The organism is Parahalioglobus pacificus (assembly GCF_014652275.1).
Lineage (GTDB): Bacteria > Pseudomonadota > Gammaproteobacteria > Pseudomonadales > Halieaceae > Parahalioglobus > Parahalioglobus pacificus.
On sequence record NZ_BMYM01000001.1, the window covers coordinates 835798 to 854227 of the forward strand.

At 57.0% G+C, this 18430-nt stretch carries 18 protein-coding genes; 13 read left to right on the top strand and 5 right to left on the bottom strand.

The annotated features are described in order from the left end of the window. Positions 1-79: 79 nt before the first annotated feature. The 4 genes from IE089_RS03865 (at position 80) to IE089_RS03880 (ending at position 1475) form a co-directional block, all read left to right on the top strand. Entirely contained in the window at positions 80-373 is a 294-nt protein-coding gene (locus IE089_RS03865; RefSeq protein ID WP_189475314.1) for a hypothetical protein, read from the top strand. Beyond that, positions 370-573, top strand: a complete 204-nt coding sequence (locus tag IE089_RS03870) for a hypothetical protein (RefSeq protein ID WP_189475316.1) — start codon at positions 370-372, stop codon at positions 571-573. Before IE089_RS03865 ends, IE089_RS03870 begins: the two co-directional genes overlap by 4 nt. Before the next feature lie 92 nt (positions 574-665). Beyond that, positions 666-1031: a hypothetical protein gene (locus IE089_RS03875; RefSeq protein ID WP_189475318.1), complete on the top strand. Its 366-nt coding sequence runs from the start codon at positions 666-668 to the stop codon at positions 1029-1031. Between the two features lie 45 nt (positions 1032-1076). Further along, on the top strand, positions 1077-1475 hold the full coding sequence (locus IE089_RS03880) for a hypothetical protein (RefSeq protein WP_189475320.1): 399 nt from the start codon (positions 1077-1079) through the stop codon (positions 1473-1475). A gap of 132 nt (positions 1476-1607) precedes the next feature. Here the strand turns inward: IE089_RS03880 and IE089_RS03885 are convergent, their stop codons facing one another. Next, the gene (locus IE089_RS03885; RefSeq protein ID WP_189475322.1) at positions 1608-1967 is read right to left on the bottom strand and encodes a cupin domain-containing protein; all 360 of its coding nucleotides are present in this window, start codon (positions 1965-1967) and stop codon (positions 1608-1610) included. A 248-nt stretch (positions 1968-2215) separates the two neighbouring features. Here IE089_RS03885 and IE089_RS03890 point away from each other — a divergent pair, with 248 nt between their 5' ends. Then, entirely contained in the window at positions 2216-3223 is a 1008-nt protein-coding gene (locus IE089_RS03890; protein ID WP_189475324.1) for a tryptophan--tRNA ligase, read from the top strand. A 70-nt stretch (positions 3224-3293) separates the two neighbouring features. Here the strand turns inward: IE089_RS03890 and IE089_RS03895 are convergent, their stop codons facing one another. Together IE089_RS03895 and IE089_RS03900 are read right to left on the bottom strand one after the other, a co-directional pair. Next, entirely contained in the window at positions 3294-5345 is a 2052-nt protein-coding gene (locus IE089_RS03895) for a TonB-dependent receptor (protein ID WP_189475326.1), read from the bottom strand. Between the two features lie 40 nt (positions 5346-5385). Beyond that, positions 5386-5814 carry a group II truncated hemoglobin gene (locus IE089_RS03900; RefSeq protein WP_189475328.1) on the bottom strand — a complete coding sequence of 143 codons (429 nt, stop codon included), beginning with the start codon at positions 5812-5814 and terminating at the stop codon, positions 5386-5388. 161 nt (positions 5815-5975) lie between these two features. Between IE089_RS03900 and IE089_RS03905 the strand changes: the two genes are divergently transcribed. From IE089_RS03905 to IE089_RS03930, 6 genes are all read left to right on the top strand, one after another. After that, positions 5976-7079, top strand: coding sequence for a phosphoribosylaminoimidazolesuccinocarboxamide synthase (locus IE089_RS03905; protein ID WP_189475330.1), 1104 nt, complete (start codon positions 5976-5978; stop codon positions 7077-7079). Positions 7080-7085: 6 nt separating this feature from the next. Beyond that, on the top strand, positions 7086-7850 hold the full coding sequence (locus IE089_RS03910; protein ID WP_189475332.1) for a sulfite exporter TauE/SafE family protein: 765 nt from the start codon (positions 7086-7088) through the stop codon (positions 7848-7850). 161 nt (positions 7851-8011) lie between these two features. Next, a complete protein-coding gene (locus tag IE089_RS03915; protein ID WP_189477355.1) occupies positions 8012-9484 on the top strand; it encodes an arylsulfatase in 1473 nt (490 codons plus the stop codon). Between the two features lie 48 nt (positions 9485-9532). Then, positions 9533-9934, top strand: a complete 402-nt coding sequence (locus IE089_RS03920) for a protein tyrosine phosphatase family protein (protein WP_189475334.1) — start codon at positions 9533-9535, stop codon at positions 9932-9934. A gap of 11 nt (positions 9935-9945) precedes the next feature. Beyond that, entirely contained in the window at positions 9946-10623 is a 678-nt protein-coding gene (locus IE089_RS03925; protein WP_189475336.1) for a porin, read from the top strand. A gap of 175 nt (positions 10624-10798) precedes the next feature. After that, a complete protein-coding gene (locus tag IE089_RS03930) occupies positions 10799-11137 on the top strand; it encodes a porin (protein ID WP_189475337.1) in 339 nt (112 codons plus the stop codon). Between the two features lie 18 nt (positions 11138-11155). Here the strand turns inward: IE089_RS03930 and IE089_RS03935 are convergent, their stop codons facing one another. Further along, a complete protein-coding gene (locus tag IE089_RS03935) occupies positions 11156-13183 on the bottom strand; it encodes a DUF3604 domain-containing protein (protein WP_189475339.1) in 2028 nt (675 codons plus the stop codon). Positions 13184-13400: 217 nt separating this feature from the next. Here IE089_RS03935 and IE089_RS03940 point away from each other — a divergent pair, with 217 nt between their 5' ends. Both IE089_RS03940 and IE089_RS03945 read left to right on the top strand, forming a co-directional pair. Continuing rightward, complete coding sequence (locus IE089_RS03940; protein ID WP_189475341.1) at positions 13401-16256, top strand: PEP/pyruvate-binding domain-containing protein; 2856 nt, start codon at positions 13401-13403, stop codon at positions 16254-16256. Further along, positions 16253-17551: a serine hydrolase gene (locus tag IE089_RS03945; protein ID WP_229802572.1), complete on the top strand. Its 1299-nt coding sequence runs from the start codon at positions 16253-16255 to the stop codon at positions 17549-17551. Before IE089_RS03940 ends, IE089_RS03945 begins: the two co-directional genes overlap by 4 nt. Here IE089_RS03945 and IE089_RS03950 read toward each other — a convergent pair. Continuing rightward, on the bottom strand, positions 17490-18365 hold the full coding sequence (locus tag IE089_RS03950) for a serine hydrolase (RefSeq protein WP_189475343.1): 876 nt from the start codon (positions 18363-18365) through the stop codon (positions 17490-17492). The two genes, IE089_RS03945 and IE089_RS03950, sit on opposite strands and share 62 nt — an antisense overlap. Positions 18366-18430 lie beyond the last annotated feature (65 nt).

Genomic DNA, 18430 nt, shown 5'->3' on the forward strand with positions numbered 1-18430 from the left:
CAATAGAGTTTTGTAAGTGGTATACAATGCATGGACTGACAGTCTGGCTGAAGCTGATTTAAACGAAGGAGACAGTAACATGGAGAGAGTTGAAGTCACCTGGAAGAAAACTGTGATCGTCTGGTGGAGCTACGTATGGCGCTGCACGGTATTTGGAGCGATTCTGGGCTTTGTTCTTGGATTCATCGGGGGGCTAGTGGCCAGTATGCTGGGGCAAGGTGAGGCCAGTGCAATGGTCGGTGGTGTTCTAGGTTATTTGGGCGGATTCCCTGTATCCATATACGTCATGAAAAAGATACTGGAAAAGCAATACGCCGGGTGGTCGGTAGCCTTGGTTTCTGATGTTCAGGAAGATCAGGAAGTGCTTGTATGAATGCAGCGCAATGGAAGTTTTTTATTAAAGTTAGCGCAGGGTTTATTTTTGTTTCGACTGCGTTTTGCCACTTCTCAGGCTTGATCGATTTTTCAGAAGTGGGCGCGCCCTTGGCTGTAGGTGCAGCATATTTGTTATGCGTACTTTTTATTTATGTGTGGGTGAAGAAAAATCCAGAGGAGGTCTCCAGCCGAAGCTGACATACGATGTATGCGTTATGACTGTTGGGTTGATCATCGAGTGATTAAGGTTAGAGCGACTTCTACTATCCTCAGCAAAGACTGGAGCATGGATGCTTAAGCTAGATAACGAAAAACTTCGCAGTCTTTTTTTCATTGCTATCCTCATACTGGTCGCACCCGTCGCCATAGAGCTTATTTTCGTCGCCCAGATTGTTGGTGCAGAAGTGGCAGTTTTGTTCTTTCTGGGCTTTTTGAAGCATCAATGGCAGGTGTTCGAGGCGAAGCTCGAGTGCGTTAAAGTCTGGCTGGGCTCAGTGCTTGCGATAACCTCAGTGCACGCGATCTCGAATCCGAAGATTTTTTATGCTCACGCCATGATAAGTGTCGGCGTGTTCGCGGTGACTGGCAGCATGTTTTATGTGACCGCGATCTGGTACCCGGTGGTGGTTGCGGGAGGTGCGCTTGGGGTTGGCTAACTAATGGCAACCTTGAGTTACGATTCGTAATGGGTGCGTAAGAGGATGATGATTTTTCTCAGTGTCTATACATTGACCTTCGCCGGCATGCTTGTTTTCTCGCTCATCACCAAAGTGCTTATGAAGCTGAGAGGCACTTATGATCGTACGCCAAAAGCGGTACAAATTGAGGAACTGGTGATGGCGCCCATTATGTTGGTCGGATTGATCGGCAGCGCTTTGTACCTTTTCGATGTGCCTCTTATAGGGCAAACTTTCTGGAAGATTTTTGCAGCGCTATTCATTGTCCTGTCAGTGGTCGGCTACTGGATGCCGAAGTTTCAATGGATAAAGCAGGAACTAGATCCCCGGAAGTTTGCAATCGTCTTTTCGATCCTGAATCTTCTCAACCTGCCTTTTGTTTATATGCTGATCAACTATGCCTATGTGAGCTACCCTATATAATGAGCGTGAATTTGCTCTGATCCCACAACGGGGGTGAACATTGTCGTGCAATACCGGGATGGGCTTAGCGTGAGTTTGAGGTTCTCTGCCGACAGGCAGTGCATATGCCTCTTTATCTGAGCCACCCGTCTTCTAAGGCTCGTAGATCACAAACACTTTTGTGGTTGCCTCAAGCACTTCCCATTCGCCCTCAAAGCCCGCGGGGATGCACATTTTGTCGCCGGGATTCAGCTCAACTTCGTTGCCGACACTGTCGCGTAAAACAGACTTCCCTGTGAGAATGTGAAAGTACTCGTTTTCTGTGTACGAGATTTTCCAGCAACCTTCCTCGGCTCCCCACTCACCGGCGAAGAACTTATCGTCCACGGTGAAATGTGTGGTTGCGTGCTGCATCGGCGTGCCGCGCAGGCGTTTTTCAAAGGGCGTGGGGTAGCGCTCGGTTTCGGCAGCGCTGGTCGAGAAATCAACAACGTCATTGATGGTCTTTGTCATGGGAATCTCCATTGCACTTGCGCATAGCTTACGATCCTACATTGCACAGCCACATTCCCCGAGAGAGGTACGTTGAGTAGTTAAACACTGGCCGACATGGTGAGCGTGTTGATGCGGAATCAAACCTGCCAGTGCTTCGTAGTCGCGGTCCGAATGTCCAACCTCACATCGCACGCTTCGTGGACAAGATAGCCTGCGATTGGCAATCCACGTATGATTGGCGGCTTTTCAGCAGGGCGTTTCAATCAATGGCAAAGCAGCGCGTACTGACCGGTATCACCACCACCGGCACACCACATCTGGGCAATTACGTAGGGGCTATTCGGCCTGCCATCGCCGCTGCCCAAGATGCTGCAACGGATTCTTTTTTGTTCCTTGCGGACTACCATGCCTTGATTAAATGCCAGGACCCACAGCAGGTCCGGCAGTCCAGTCGCGAAATCGCGGCAACCTGGCTGGCGCTTGGCCTGGATACACAGCAGTCCGTTTTCTACCGCCAGTCAGATGTGCCCGAGATTACCGAACTCACCTGGATATTGAATTGCAACGCCGCCAAGGGCCTGATGAACCGCGCCCACGCCTACAAAGCTGCGGTGCAGGCTAATGAAGAGGGGGGAGAAGATCCTGATTTTGGCGTCACCATGGGGCTGTTCAGCTACCCGGTGCTGATGGCGGCAGACATCCTGATGTTCAATGCCCAGAAGATCCCCGTGGGCAAAGACCAGATTCAGCACGTTGAGATGGCTAGAGACATTGCCCAGCGCTTTAACCACAATTTTGCCGACGTGTTCACGCTCCCTGAGGCCGTGGTAGACGAAGATGTGGCGGTGCTGCAAGGTCTCGATGGCCGCAAGATGAGTAAGAGCTACAACAACACGATTCCGCTGTTCCTTACCGAGAAGCAGCTGAAAAAAGCGATCAACAAGATTCGCACCAACCTGTTGGAGCCGGGTGAACCCAAGGACCCCGATGATTCAACGGTGTTTCAGGTATGGTCAGCCTTTGCCGACAAGGCGCAAACAGAAGCCATGCGCACAGCGTTTGCCGAGGGTATCGCGTGGGGCGAAGCCAAGAAGCAACTGTTTGAGCTGGTGAATGCGGAACTTGAATCTGCGCGGGGTGAATACCAGCGGTTGATGGATGACCCGGCATATATCGAGTCGGTTCTGAAGGCAGGCGCAGAGCGCGCTCGTGAAACCTCTGTTCCTCTAATGAAGAAAGTTCGCGAGGCCGTCGGCATCGCTGCAATGGCCTAGCAACAATTTAGCAGCGCTATAGCAACAACAGCGAGATTGGGGCGGCTATGCCGCCGCCCCGGTGTGGTAACTAGCTGCCTGCGCCGAACTGGTAGGCCAGTTCGAAATAGGCGCCGCGGGGCTGGCCCACAAAGTAGCGATAGCTCCCGAATCCGAAATCTGCGCGTTCTGCGTAATCCTCATCCAGAAGATTAGTGACCCTCAGGGTCGCTTGCAGTCGTGGCGTAAGATTGCCGCGCACCCGAAGGTTCAGCAGGTTGTGACCCTCATATTCGCGCTCATTGTCCGGCTCCAGGTAGTACTCGTCCATGTATACCCATTCAAGCTCGGCAAGGGCCGGTATGCCGCGGCTGCCGAGGTTCCAGCCCAGGCGCGCGCTGCCAAACAGGCGTGGCGCGGTGTCAATGTCATTGCCCTTGATGTCACCCGAGGACCCGATGAGGTTGGTGCGGCTGGTGTAGCGATGGCGTGCCGCCGTCATGTCCAAGCCGGCGTACCAGGCGTCTGAGAACTGGTAATCGATGCTGAACTCCGCGCCTTCATGGTCCGTGCTGGCGCCACTGACGTTCTGGCGGTCGGCATCCTGGAAGATGACCTCATCTTTCTCCATGTAGAAGAGGGCAAGGTCATAGCGCAGCTTGTCGGTACCGCCGCGGATACCCACTTCGATGTTGTCGATCTCCTCTGAATCCAGGTCGGCCACTTCCTGACCCGCCTGCAGGCGATACAGCTCCGTGGTTTGCGGTGCACGGAAACCACGGGCAACGCGACCATAAACGGTGGTCGTATCACTCAACGCGAAGCTTACGCCGGCATTGAGGTTCCAGTCGCCGAAGTCATCCGTACGATCTGCCGGACGAAAGAAACGGCAGGCCGTGGCCTCGGGGCCGCAGGCTGGGCCATCTTCCGTACGGTTGTTGTAATCGTATTCCGTGTATTCGTATCGGGCGCCGCCAGATAGCGTCCAACGGTCGCTGAGGCTGTGCTCCGCCTGCGCAAAGGCAGCGGCAGTCACAGCATCTACCTGGTAGTCGTAATGCAGCCCTTGTGGCTGGTTGGGGCTGAAGGGTCTCTCCTGAAACTCTTTAAGCCAGCCATCGGTGTACTCAAAGTCTGTGCCGTAGCTGAAGCGGGTGTTGCCCACATCACTGTGCAGCGTTGCCCGCAATCCCAGGCTTTGGTGGCCGTTGTCCTCGGTGGGCTGCCAGGGCAGGAAATGCTGCAGGAACTGCATGTCGTTCTTGCGCCAGTAAGGTGTTACGGTCAAGCGGTGATTCGGGGCGAGGTCTCGAGACCACCGCGAGTAGGCGAGTGCCGACCAGGCGTCGCGATACGCTTCAGGGTTAGGGTTGGTGTCCTTCAGGTCATCGTCTTTATAGGCCTCAAAGCCACGGATGAAGCCTGCCGTTTCCTGATTCAGGTTGCTGGCCTCAAACGCATTGGTGACCTGCCAGACATCGCCGTTGTAATCATGGCGTAACGTCACTTTCTGCTGGTCGTACCCCGAGTCATTTTTGTATCCGCCGTCGGTAGCACCATTGACCGAGACACTGATACCGTGATCACCATAGGTGTTGCGGTAGTGGTATCGTGCACGGTAATAGTCGTCCGGGCCAGCCTCGAGTGCGATGCGCTGGTCTTCTTCGGGGGTCGGAGCCGCAGAGAGCACATTGATAACGCCGTGCATGGCGTTTGAACCATACAGGGCAGTGGCCGGACCCTTGATAACTTCCACCCGCGCAGCCTGCTCGCTGTTCACGTCAAACAGCTGATTCACGTTGCAGAAGCCCGGGGCTCTAAGGCTGATGCCGTCCCACGCCATAAAGAATGCGCCACAGCTGCCTGCTCCCGTCAGCACAGGTGAGCGCAGTGCGGTGAGGCTTTCCTGGCCGTTGCCGCGACTAATCCAGGCACCGGCAACCCGCTGCATCAGCTCGTTGATATGGACATGTCCTGTGAGATTTATGGCCTCACTGTCGACGGCTGACCAGGTCAGTGCCAGGTCTTGGCCGCTCTCGGCGGTGCGGCTGGCGGTGACCAGAATCTGCTCCAGATCCTGGGAAAAGGTGGTTTGGCTGGCCAATACGGTTGCGATGGCCAGCGCCAGTTGGCTCTGTTTCATAGGGTATTCCAATGGGTTTAGTGCGGGTTGTTGCGGCGAGTCAGTTCGCCGCAATGATGTTGGGGTTGCCTTCAGCGGCGCTGGCCCCTTCGCGGTTGCGCACGGCATCTGCGATACGAAACAGCGGCGTTTCCAGCATCTGGCGCAGCTCGTCGCTGGCATCGATCCGGCTCAGTGCCTCCTGCATACATAACAGCCACTGATCACGCTCTGCCGGACCAATGTGGTAGCCGGCGTGAGGATCTGTCATACAGACACTGCCGGTCACGTCGGAGTAGCGTGGCGGGCCGCCCATCCACTCCACCAGATAATCGGTAAGTTTTCCGGTGACCGGAGATAGGTCCTCGCCATGCATGGCACGGATGCCTGCGGCTTCCGGGAGCTTATCCATGGCGTCGTAAAACGCTTGGCAGAGGTCGGCAATGCCCTGATCGCCCAAAATCTGATAAGGCGTTTGTGGTGTTGTCATAAGGCGGTGGCACAGTCTTAATTTTCTCTTCATATTCTATACGTTATTTGAGGCCAGTGGTTCGCTTTTGCTGAAGGGGAAGGGGGGCTCTGCTAAACTCGCCGTCTTTCAATGAGTGGGGCGGCGAGCTCCATTTCAAGGCCCTTTGGCGGAGTTAGCTCATGAGTGCGGCGGCACAGGTTCTGGCAGTGAATGATGATCTGCCTATCCGGACATCAGGTCCGGTCCACAGCGGTAAGGTCCGCTCCGTGTATTGGCTGAGTCCCACAGACAGTCAGCGCCTTATTCGCCAGGAAGGGTATAACGTTGCCCCCGACGCATCGCTGGCGGTGATGGTGATTTCTGATCGACTCTCTGCCTTCGACTGTATCTGGCATGCAGAGGATGGTATGCGCGGTGTGCCGGGAAAGGGCGCTGCCCTGAATGCCATCTCAAACCATTGGTTTGGTCTGTTCAGAGAACAGGGTCTTGCCGACAGCCACATTCTGGACATACCGCATCCACTGGTATGGATCGTTCAGAAAGCGCGCCCAGTGATGATTGAAGCCATTGCGCGGCAGTACATTACCGGTTCGATGTGGCGTGCCTACGAAGCTGGGGAGCGAGAGTTCTGTGGCATAGCAATGCCCGATGGCCTTCATCGCGATCAGCGCCTTCCGGAGCTGCTGATTACCCCATCCACCAAAGGCATACTGCGCGGTATTCCCGGTGTGCCTGAGGCCGACGACGTCAATATTCAGCGCGACGATATCATCAATAACGCCGCTGCCTTCAACTTTGCCAGCACCGGTGACGTCGACCGATACGAGCAGCTGCTACGCGAAGGCTTCGATGTTATCAGTGATGCACTGGCGCAGCTGGATCAGGTGTTTGTCGACACCAAGTTTGAGTTTGGTTACGTCACTGACGCCAGCGGTCAGGACAAACTCATCTACATGGATGAGGTGGGTACTCCCGATTCTTCCCGTATCTGGGATGGGCCCTCGTACCGCGAGGGCAATGTCGTGGAGAACTCGAAAGAGCACTTCCGCCAGGCACTGTTGCATCACGTGCCCGACCCGGACGTTTTGCTCAATAAAACGCGCATGACGGAACGTCTGGCGTTGGCCAGCAATAACGCCTTGCCGCTCGAGCTGATGATGCAGGTTTCCGAGGTCTACCGCGGTATCGCAGAACGCGTGACCGGCAAGCCGCTGCCTTTGGGTGATGATCCCCGCGCCGAAATTATCGATGCACTCAGCGATCGGTATCAACTGATCGAGTAGCGGTCAGTGTTGTCAGATCCGTTGTTCTACGCGGTCAGTGTGCCCGCTGTATTGCTCTACGGCGTCGCCAAAGGCGGCTTTGGTGGTGCAGTCGCAGTGTTATCTGTACCAATGATGGCGTTGGTCATGTCGCCCACACAGGCTGCGGCGATTTTGCTGCCCATTTTGGTGGTGATGGACGCCCAAGTAGTAAAGACCTACTGGGGTGTTTTCGATAAGCGTGCACTGGTGCTTTTGTTGCCGCCAGCGATGTTTGGTATAGCTCTGGGCTACTTGAGTGCCGATGTCATGAGCGACGACTGGATGCGCGTGCTGGTGGGTCTGATTGCATTGCTGTTCGGCCTGCAGCAGTTGCTGGGGCTCAGTGGGAAAGCAGGGCGAGAGCACAATGCCGTCAGTGCTAGCGTATTCGGTGGTCTGGCGGGTTTTACCAGTTTCAGCATTCACGCGGGCGGCCCGCCTGTGACCATGTATTTGCTGCCCAAAGGCTTGTCGCCGCTAACCTATGCCGGTACGGCGGGCATTTTTTTTGCCGTTGTGAATCTGGTGAAGCTGCTTCCTTACTACAGTCTGGGCTTGTTCGACGCCAATAACTTGCTGTACTCACTGGTTCTGGTGCCACTGGCCCCCTTGGGTGTCATGCTTGGGCACTGGCTGGTGAAACGTTCCGAACCCGGCTTCTACTATAGGGTCATTAGCTTCTTTCTGGTGGTGGTTGGCGTGAAGCTACTGCATGAGGCTTGGACCAACCTGAACGCTCTGAACGCATAACAGCGACTTGATGAGGGCGTTCACGGCTGTAGTCCGCCTGTCTCTCGGTATACACTGGCGCAACATTCAATAACAAAAACACAGAGGGTGCCATGACTGTAAATACCCTAATCCATCTACTTCGCATCGTTGTTGCCTGTTGCCTGGTGGCAGCTGTCCCGATGAAAAGCCATGCAGCCGATAAGCCGAACATCCTGGTCATTTGGGGCGACGACATCGGCATCTGGAACATTAGCCGTTACAGCATGGGCATGATGGGCTACCAGACGCCCAATATTGATCGCATCGCTAATGAGGGCATGATTTTTACCGACTACTACGGGGAGCAGAGCTGTACTGCGGGGCGCTCTGCTTTTATCACCGGACAGCACCCCATCCGCACCGGTCTGACCAAAGTGGGTATTCCCGGGGCAGATCTGGGTTTACAGCCCGAAGATCCAACCCTGGCTGAGCTACTGCGTGAGCATGGCTATACCAGCGGTCAGTTTGGCAAGAACCACCTGGGCGATCGCGATGAGTTTCTGCCAACGAACCACGGCTTTGATGAGTTCTTTGGCAATCTTTATCACCTGAACGCCGAAGAAAATCCGGAAGACCCTGATTGGCCAAAGGACCCCGCGTTTAACAAGGCGTTCGCACCCCGTGGTGTGATCCGCAGTAGTGCCGACGGCAGCATAGAAGACAGTGGCCCGCTGACACGCAAGCGCATGGAGACCGTCGACGACGAGTTCCTTGGAGAAGCGCTCAAGTTCATTGATCGCTCAGCCGAGGCAGATAAGCCCTTCTTTGTGTGGTTTAACTCAACGCGCATGCACTATTACACCCACGTGAAAGAGTCGCAGTTGGGCGCAAGCGGGCAGGGCTTCTACAACGATGCCATGTTGGAGCACGACGGCCATGTGGGTCAGTTGCTGGAAAAGCTTGATGAGTTAGGCATTGCCGACAATACGATTGTGATGTATTCCACCGACAACGGTCCGCACTACAACATGTGGCCAGATGCCGCCATCACACCCTTCCGTGGCGAGAAAAACACCAACTGGGAAGGCGGCTTCCGCGTGCCAGCTATGGTGCGCTGGCCTGGCAAGATTGAAGCAGGTCAAATCAGTAACTCGGTGATGTCGCACCTGGACTGGGTACCCACCCTGATGGCCGCTGCGGGCGATGACGGGATCAAGGAGAAGCTTCTCAAGGGCCACAACGCAGCGGGCAAGCGTTTTCGCGTGCACCTGGACGGTTACAATTTCCTGCCGTACCTCACCGGTGAGGCCGAGCAGTCACCCCGTCGGGAATTCTTCTACTTCAGCGACGACGGTGTGCTGACAGCGGCCAGGGTTGATGACTGGAAATCCGTCTTCGCTGAACAACGTGCCAGCCGTTTCGATGTCTGGCGTGAGCCGTTTGTTCCATTGCGCATCCCCAAAGTATTTCATTTACGGCGCGATCCCTTTGAAAGAGCGGATACTGACAGTAATGGTTATAACCTGTGGTGGGACAAAAAGGTGGCGCCCACCCTGGGAGTATCGCGGGTTGCGGTAGCGCGGTTTGTGGCGTCTCTACGGGAGTACCCGCCGCGACAAAAGCCTGCCTCGTTTACCGTTGATCAGATCCTGGAATCGCTGTACGAAGAGTAACGGCGCGTTTTCGCGCCCTTTGTATGTTTAGATAGAAGAGTCAGCTCAATGAAAGCATTTGCCTTAACACCCAGTCTTGCCGTGGCGGGTCAGATCCTGCCCGAGCACGTACCTGCTATCGCAGAGGCTGGCTTCAAGGTGATTATTAATAACCGACCCGACGGGGAAGAACCCGGTCAGCCCAGTTCGGATGATGTGGCGTCAGCGGCGAAGGCTCAGGGTCTTGAATATCGGCACCTGCCCGTGAACGCGATGAACTTTCCGGGACCAGATCTGGAGGTTATGAAGCACCTGTTTGACGATGAGTCGCAGTCAGTGTTCGCGTTTTGTCGCACGGGAACGCGATGCGCGAATCTCTGGATATACAGTCGGGAAGACGCCGACGTTGACGAGGCACGACAGCAGGCGGCATCCATTGGGTTCGATATTTCAATGTCGGCAGGGCGTTAAGTGCTGACCTGATGATCATTACCCGATTGTTACCGTTGGCGGCAGGCGTTGTGTTTGCCGGCGGTGGCTCATCGATTGCGGCCCAGGAAGAGGGCGCAAACGGGTGGGACTACGGTGATCGCAGTTTGGAGTGGTCATCGGCCAGCGGAAGTTATCTCTGGCTGGGCCTGCGCGCGCAGCTTCGCGCCACGGAAATCCCTTCGGAGCTGCTCTCGATGAGTGATCTTGGTACGCCGGAATCTACCGGCGGAGAAGTGAGTCGATCGCGCTACAAAGTGGGCGCAGGTTGGCGCAACAACATCACTGCGTATCACGAGTATGACCTTCGCCAGGAACGCATGTTGGACCTGCGAGCCACCTGGAAGCCCAGTGCCGCATTTAACCTGCGTGCCGGGCAGTGGAAGGCTGAATTTAACCGCGAGCGTATCGACTCCTCTGGCAGGCAGCAGTTTGTCGACCGCTCTATCAGTCACTACTGGTTCACCGTAGACAGGCAGTGGGGTGCGATGGCCTCCGGAGCGCTAAAATCGGGCGGCTCAGCCGACAGCCAGTTGTGGCTTGGCGTGTTTGGCGGCGATGGGCGTAGCCAGGCCACTGACGGCGGCCCCCCCATGTGGATAGCGCGATGGCAGTGGAGCCCCAGCCGTCAGCAATTGCCGTTCGCCCAGAGCGCCGTCAAAAAACTATGACAAGCCGGCATACTCTCTAGCGTTCGCCGCCGTGGAAAATCAGAGTCGTTTTACCCGGTTTTCAAGCTCCGGTGGCGGCCAGTTACCCGGTCACGGCTCGGGCCCCGGCGAGCGCAATCAGTACCGCCTGACAGAGTTCTCACAGGAGTATGCCTGGTAGTGGCGTGGCTTTAGTGTGCAGCAGGAACTTCATTGGAAGCGCGTTGAAGACCAGGACACGGGCCGTCGGCGATACCTTGTAGGAGGCTACCTTCAGGGGGGATGGTTCCCGGCGACAAACTGGTCGTCATTGCCTACCCAGTGGGAGCTGGCCGCTCGTTATGCCTACGTCGACCCCGATCTAACCCCGCTGGAGAACACGGAGTTTTCCCTGGCGTCGAACTGGTTCTTCAATGGCCACCGCAATAAGCTGACGGCTGAGGCCAGTTACCTGAGAACCGCAAGCACTGACTTTGCCGAGAACCCCGACGTTGACGGCTGGCGCTTGCGTCTTCAGTGGGATATTTCAATTTAGCCAGTGCCTCACGCCAGTTTACGGGGCTGAGGGCGTGTACCAGATAGGGGAGCTCCAGGCGCGTTCCTGAATTACCTTGCGGTGTTCGACAGCGCAGCAGTTTTCCATGCCCGCAGGTATGGTGTCTGGGTTATCGCATTGAACGCCAGCGTCAACGCAAATGCGCTGACTCCAACGGCAGCTGGGATTCTCTACCACGCGGGCGTAGTAGAAGGTGGGCGACTCGCTGCGGAAATCCTGATCTTCCCATACGGTGCACAAGCGCTCGTGCCCACTGCCACTGGCTTCGCAAGTATTAAGGTCAACGGTGGCCTCGTTGGCGCCACCGGCCACATCCATCACGGTCTCGCGCAGTTCCCCATCTTCATACCAGCCTTTAATCAGCTGTATGCGCTGTAGCGGACTGCCGGGATACTCTTCAGTCCCCGGGTCCTGCACGGCAGAAACGACGAAGCGGGGTACTGCGCTGTTGGGGTCAGCCGGCGGCAGGTCGCCGCCCATCGGCACGCCCCGGGCGTAGCCCTGTGCCACCATGTCACTGCGCTCGCAGGTGTCTTCTGCGTAGTCCCAGCCGCCAAAAAAGCGCAGCACCGGCCGTGTGCCGCTGGTGGCATAGGCTTCACGTCTCTGCATGGCAGCAAAAAGGCTATCGCGGGTGTTCTCTTCGGCGTATAGCACGGCGAGGCCGCCCGGGCCGTACTCCAGTTCATCGGGAAGACCGGTGGGCACGCCCTCGCGAGCCCCCATACCGGCACCACCGTGGCCGGGGTGGTTTTTCTCCATGGTGAGGCCAGGGGCAGCAATATGCGTATCCGTGCTCGAAATTAGCCCGAATTTGAAGCTGTTTGCACCAATCTCAGCCTGCTGTTGCAGACCCTTTTTCAGGCCATAGCGCAGAAAGTTGTTCTCATCAGGCAGCTTGGTCACCGGCGCCAAATCGTCGGGCACAAACACAGTGAGCCAGTCCAGACGCCCATCGGCAGCGATACCGGTGTTCTTGCCGCCGAAGCTGTCGTAGCCCATTTTTTCAAAGCCACAGAGCTCATCTTCGCTCCAGGTGGGTAGGCGGCTGTCGCACTCGCTTGAACCCTTGTGCTGCATCACCTCGAACAGTGTGTTCCAGCGGGCTCGTCGCGCGGCTTCTTCGCGGGTAACCGGCTCTGGCGGAATGGTTTCCGTCTCGAGTCTGGCGGTCTCAAACATTAGGCCGCCGCTGAGGTTGGAATTATGGGGGATCACAACGGCGTCGCAGCCTGGCTTGTCCGCAACACACTCCGTATCCAGATAGTCCCAAAGGTGAGTTTGCGAGGGGGTATCTATCCATCCGAGAGCGCGTTCGGGCACCTGGTCGTTACGGAAAATGACATTGTGATGCAGGTTCAGGCCAGGACCTACACTCGCCGTCCACTCGTAGCCGATAAAACTGGTGAAGCTGCAGTGTTCGGTTCTGTCATAAGCCGCTTCCGCCGCGTCACGAACGTCGCGCCAGGTGTTGGCAGCCGCGGCATGACAGCCCTGCGCGTCATCGCCACAGAAGCCCCAACGTCGCTTGCCGGCCATGCCATAGGCACCGAAGGTGCCAAAAGACAGCTGTGGCAGGTGTCTGTGCGCGATGCAGACTGGGTGCCAGTAACCCTCGTAGCCTTCCGTCGTGCAGATACGCATTTCGCCCATGAATTCGGCGTGATCGGTAATGCCTGTGAAGTCCAGTGGCCGGTCGAGTTGTATTGTGCGCTGGGCAGTGCCCTCGTCATCGTAGGGTTGTATTCCCATGGGCTCGCCTTGGGCGAAAGCGTAGGCATCGGCCGGGGTGTTCCGGGTGTCCTGTGAGTTGGCATCAAACGACCACTTGGTATGCACGTGGAAGTCGCCAAAGTGCGGGCGTTTAAGCGGGTCGTAGTCTGCGCAGGGTACGCGGCTCTCGGTGATGGAGTAGGGCCGCTGAAGTTGTGGACTCTCGTCGCTTTGCGCGGTTTGAGCTGAAGCAGGCAATGCGTGCATAACCGCCACAGTCAGCAGTGCGAATCCGGATAGTATTTTTGTCATTGTGGGCCCCCTGTAATCCTCGCTCAGGTTTCCATGATCTCTTGACACTGGCAAGCAGCTAAACGTGGATTGATGGCCCCGACGCGGCGGTTTGTCTCGGCGGTTCGATAAAACGGTACGAGGCAGGGCGGGGCTAGCCTACGGGCGCTGCTATACTTTTTACAGATAATAAGAACAGGGGGCAGTTATGCGGGGGCTTGTTACAGCCGCACTCCTAATGCTGATGGTGGCAGCGCCTGCTGCATGGTCGCAGACGCAAGATGACTATCGTGCCTGGATACTCGCCATGCAGGACAATCCTCGCGGACCGTTTTCCCGAATTCGCTGGTTTTGCAATGACGGGACCGTACTGCCGCCCAAGGCTTATGCCTGCCGGGAACACGGTGGCGGTGTGCAACACGGGCAGTGGAGTGCTGAGACGGTCAAGTTGCGCGAGCGCGGATATCTCGTGGCCAACCTGCTGGCGGCAGTCGACACTGCAGCGTTTCTGCAAAGCGCCGATGTCGAGGATCAGTATGCCCAGCTTTTGATAGAGCGCTTCCTGATGGCGGTGGAGCAGGGTTGGATTTTTCGCCAGGCGATAGTCTACCGAGGCGCTATTCAAGAGGAGGATGAGCGGGCAGGGGGGCGAGCCCTGCTGACGGCAATGGCCGCTGACAGCGAATGGTTGGGTCCACGCTTCGCCGCACTGCGTGCAGGTGTAAAGTTACTGCCGCACGGCGACGATAACGCCTCGATCGGTCGCATACGTCAATGGTCTGCGGATCTCTCGGAAGGCGATCCCGGCTTTATGCCGCTGCGTGTGCGCATTCATGGTACGCCCTCTGCGGCTGACGCGGAGGCAGTGCGCCGTTACAGCAGATCTGTGCAGACAGGCGCACTGAAAGCACGCTATGACGCATTGGCCGACGAAATCGACAGGGTGTACCAGGCCCAGCCGCTGGACCAGATACTGTCGGACTGGGTAAGCAGCAACCGTTTACCCACTTTATCCAGAGATCAGCTCGGCGCGGCGCTCAATGCATGGCCTGAAGCAAGCGCTATCGATCGCCTCACCATTACTGGCGGTGTGCTGGCGGCTTTGCGAGATGCGCTGGAGCAGATCGACACGCCTTCGCACAGGGTAGAGATTCTCGACGTGAGCCTACGAATAGAGGCCGAACATTTCAAAGCAGGCACGCGCGTGCGAGAACAGCTTGACAGCTTTGATCGGTCGCAGGTGCTTGCGGTCACTGCAGCGGCTGCAGACGCAGCCTACGGTACCGGGCTGTTGAATGCGCGTCTTCACAACGAATTGCTGCGAACATTTACAACACTGGATGTGCAGCAACTGCCACTGTCGGGCTATCGGGCAGGTCTGGATTATCTGGCGTTGGCCAATGGGTGGGCAGTGCAAAACCTACGACGGTATTTCTACCCGTCCATGATGACCCTGGCTGAGATCGAACCCGAGGCCAAACTGTTCATCCAGGATCAGCTGCGGGGGAGTCCGCTTCTGCTTTACTCTCAGGCACTGGATCATTTGCTGCGTGATGCTGGCCAATTGGCCGGCATAAAGCACAGTGTCTTTGGCACCGTCCACGGTGTTGGATTCAATGCCCTAAACCCCGGAACAGCCAGTGGTGTGTTGCACACACAGTTACCTGAATCGCTAACTGATTATCGCAGCGACGGTATCTATCTGTTACCAGAGACCGTGTCCGACTTGCCTCCCATCGCCGGAATCATCACTCGGGGTGCCGGCAACCCGCTGTCTCATGTGCAGCTGCTGGCGCGGAATCTTGGTATTCCCAATGTCAGCGTCAGTCCGGACATGGCCCAGTTGCTGTCGGCGCATGACGGTGAGCGTGTGCTGATGCAGGTGAGTCCCGCGGGGCAGGTGCGCATCGACCAGATGGGCGACCGTGCTGCACCCACGGCACAAGTTCAGGTGGTTATTCGCCCTGATCTCGACAAGCTCGACCTGGATGTTCACGTGCCTCTGCCTCTGGCGCAGCTGCGCGCAGCGGATTCGGGCAGAACCGTGGGTCCCAAGGCCGCTAAGCTGGCCGAACTTCGCAAACACTATCCAGAGGCGGTATCGCGGGGTGTGGCAATTCCCTTCGGGATGTTTCGTGATGTGGTTTTGGAGCAAGCGCATCGCAGTGGCACAACGCTATGGGAATGGATGGTGGCGCAATATCGGCACCTAGACACATTGCAGCCCGGCAGCGAGCAGCGAAAAGAAGCCACCGAGGCGTTCCGGGCCGAGCTGTATACGGCCATTCTGAACACGCCCTTGCCGGATGAATTCAGGGAAGCATTGCGCCAGGCGCTGATGACCGAGATGGGTAGTCTGGATGTCGGTGTCTTCGTGCGCTCTGATACGAACGTAGAGGACCTGGCAGGATTCACCGGCGCCGGGCTGAATTTGACCCTGCCCAATGTGATTGGCATCGACGCCGTTCTAGAGGCTATCCCTCGTGTCTGGGCGTCGCCGTTTACCGAGCGCGCATTTGCCTGGCGTCAGGCGCATATGGAAGCCCCTGAACACGTGTACACCTCAGTGCTGTTACTGGAGTCGGTAGGCTCCGATAAATCCGGTGTGCTGGTGACCGCAGATATTGATACCGGCGCCCGCGATGTGCTGTCGGTTGCTGTTAACGAGGGGCTGGGTGGTGCAGTCGATGGTCAAGCTGCCGAGTCGCTGCGCATCAGTGCAGACGGAGAGACAGTCACCGTACTCGCCACAGCCACCGCGCCCTGGCGCAGGGTGCCAGACCCCGCGGGCGGTATATTGAAGTTACCCGCGTCAGGCGCGGATACGGTGATGACACCCCTGGAGATCAAACGCCTCGCTGCATTTGCGCAGGAATTACCCCAGCGTTTCGGGCCGATCGAGGATGACGAAGGGCGACTAGCCCCGGCAGATGTTGAGTTTGGCTTCCTCGATGGTCAGCTGCGGCTGTTCCAGATCAGGCCATTCCTCGACAATCAAATGGTTCAGGGCAGTAGCGCCTTGAGGGATATGGACAAAGGCCTGGATGCGGGCGCCACGACACAGGTTCCCTTATCCGGGAGGCCGGCCCGGTGATGGTTCGCTGTTTATGTACGGCTGCCAGCCTGTTGGCGCTATCAGCGGAGGTTGCTGCCTATCCCAAAGACGGCTACCCCGAGACGGGAATCCGTCGGCTGGAGTATGTGCGCCTGATTGAGGCTGGCGAGCTCAGTGGTCGCGGGCTCCCCTGGGGAGCCACACTGAACAGCGATGCCGTGGACATTCGCTTTGCCGGTCAGGACTTTGCCATTCCGTCTCCCGATGAACCCCTGAGCGAACAGTTGCGGATGTTGCTTGGGGACAAGGCGGATGCCTACGGCTTGTCTCTGCTGGACCTGAGTGATCCCAATGACATTGTCTATGCGCAGCACAGGGAGGACCTGCGGCAAAACGTGGGCAGTGTTGGCAAGCTCGTCGGAGCAGTGGGTTTTTTCCAGGCGCTGGCCGATGCTTATCCGGACGATGCGGCGGCGCGACACGAATTGCTGTATACAACCACCATCGAGGCGGATCGATTTAGCCATAGCGATCATCACACTATTCGTTTGTTCGACGTTCAGAACCGAACGTCCGAGCGGCGGGCTATGCGCGACGGTGATCAAGGAAACGTTTACGAATACCTGGATTGGGCGCTGTCCATTAGCTCCAATTCTGCCGCGGCCATGTTGATGCGTGATGGCATGTTGCTGCGAGGCCTGGGCGATCAGTATCCCTTGCCGCCGGAAGCCGTGACGCCATACTTTCAGTCGCTATCGGGCAAGCAGCGTACAGAACTGTTTCAGGCCACATTCTGGGAGCCTGTTTCCCGTAATGGGCTGTCGCTGGCCGAGATACGCCAGGGCAGTTTCTTTACGCGAGAAGGCAAGCACATCGTCAATGGTGGCGGGCGTAGTTATGCAACGCCAAAGACCCTGCTGGAGCTTGCGCTGCGTATGGAGCAGGGGAGGTTGGTTGATACCTGGTCATCACGGCTGTTGAAGCGGCTGCTGTACTTAACCGATCGGCGTATTCGTTATGCCAGCTCGCCGGCGCTGGCAGATGCGGCCGTTTACTTTAAGTCAGGCTCGCTCTACAGCTGCGCTGCGGAAGAAGGTTTCAAGTGTGGTGCCTATCGCGGCAATGTGCGCAACTACATGAACTCGGTCGCGATCATCGAAGACAGCTCGGGCGAGCGACCGCTGCATTACATCGTGACGCTGATTTCCAACGTTCTGCGGGAGAATTCAGCGGTAGCACACCAGCATCTGGCCGGTGAGATTCACCGCTTGATTATGGCTCGCCATGCGCCTGCACCAGCCGATGCAGGTGCTGTATCAGATCCCGGAGAATAACCTCTCCAGCCGGATTCTCGACCATGGCGACGGCGATGTAGTGCAGGCCTTCGCCTTTAACAATTACGCTGTCGGCGTGGAAATTCTTCCAGGTGCCTGATTTACGCCACAGCTCAAAGTCGCCATCTACCTCCTTGAGCCCCGCAACGAACTTATGAGCGATTGCAGGGTCCTTCATCGCGTTGAGCATCCGCTCGCTGTAGGTTTTGTTGAGCAGCGAGTGGTTCTCGAGGCTGTAGTAGAGCCTCGCTACCTGATAGACCGTGGCACCGTGGGATAGCTTGGCTACCGGGTCGCGTCGGTAGGCGCCGCGTTTGGCATAGTCTTTCCCCACCCACAGTCCACCTGAGCGCGTCTCATCATAGAGGTCGTATTGCGAGTCCATGAGAATGTCCAGCAAACGCTCCCTACCCACACGCTCTAACACCCGGGTTGCGCAGGGGTTGCAGGACACACGAATCATGCGTTGCAGGTCATCCTCCAACGCAGGATCAATGGTAAGCACACCACTTTGCGCCTCGACCATCGCGCCGAACAGGATTGCCACTTTGGGTAAGCTGGCGGCGTACATCATGCGGTGGCCATTGGCCATAGCAAGGTGCGCATCACCATCACTGTCCATGATCACCAGCGCGACGGCCAGACTGTCATCAGCCAGCAGGGGGCAGTAACCTGCCGCACACAGAGTTTTGCCAAGCGCTGCTTCGAGTTGTTCATCCTGGGGCGGTGCCAGATCGCCGGGTCGGTGATAATCAGGCGTTGTTGCGGCATGAGCGGCGGTGGCCAACAGCAGTATCACTGATGCAGCTATCAAAGCGCACACCGCAGGCCTTATCACCCATGCTCGCCCCAGCTGTGCAGCGGTGTTGCCGGGCATTG

Bases quoted from the DNA above. Each gene is read 5' to 3' on its own strand.
- IE089_RS03870 (WP_189475316.1), top strand. From the start codon at position 370: ATGAATGCAGCGCAATGGAAGTTTTTTATTAAAGTTAGCGCAGGGTTT.
- IE089_RS03895 (WP_189475326.1), bottom strand. From the start codon at position 5,345: ATGAAACAGAGCCAACTGGCGCTGGCCATCGCAACCGTATTGGCCAGC.
- IE089_RS03890 (WP_189475324.1), top strand. From the start codon at position 2,216: ATGGCAAAGCAGCGCGTACTGACCGGTATCACCACCACCGGCACACCA.
- IE089_RS03915 (WP_189477355.1), top strand. From the start codon at position 8,012: ATGAAAAGCCATGCAGCCGATAAGCCGAACATCCTGGTCATTTGGGGC.
- IE089_RS03865 (WP_189475314.1), top strand. From the start codon at position 80: ATGGAGAGAGTTGAAGTCACCTGGAAGAAAACTGTGATCGTCTGGTGG.
- IE089_RS03920 (WP_189475334.1), top strand. From the start codon at position 9,533: ATGAAAGCATTTGCCTTAACACCCAGTCTTGCCGTGGCGGGTCAGATC.
- IE089_RS03885 (WP_189475322.1), bottom strand. From the start codon at position 1,967: ATGACAAAGACCATCAATGACGTTGTTGATTTCTCGACCAGCGCTGCC.
- IE089_RS03940 (WP_189475341.1), top strand. From the start codon at position 13,401: ATGCTGATGGTGGCAGCGCCTGCTGCATGGTCGCAGACGCAAGATGAC.
- IE089_RS03900 (WP_189475328.1), bottom strand. From the start codon at position 5,814: ATGACAACACCACAAACGCCTTATCAGATTTTGGGCGATCAGGGCATT.
- IE089_RS03925 (WP_189475336.1), top strand. From the start codon at position 9,946: ATGATCATTACCCGATTGTTACCGTTGGCGGCAGGCGTTGTGTTTGCC.
- IE089_RS03880 (WP_189475320.1), top strand. From the start codon at position 1,077: ATGATGATTTTTCTCAGTGTCTATACATTGACCTTCGCCGGCATGCTT.
- IE089_RS03935 (WP_189475339.1), bottom strand. From the start codon at position 13,183: ATGACAAAAATACTATCCGGATTCGCACTGCTGACTGTGGCGGTTATG.
- IE089_RS03905 (WP_189475330.1), top strand. From the start codon at position 5,976: ATGAGTGCGGCGGCACAGGTTCTGGCAGTGAATGATGATCTGCCTATC.
- IE089_RS03875 (WP_189475318.1), top strand. From the start codon at position 666: ATGCTTAAGCTAGATAACGAAAAACTTCGCAGTCTTTTTTTCATTGCT.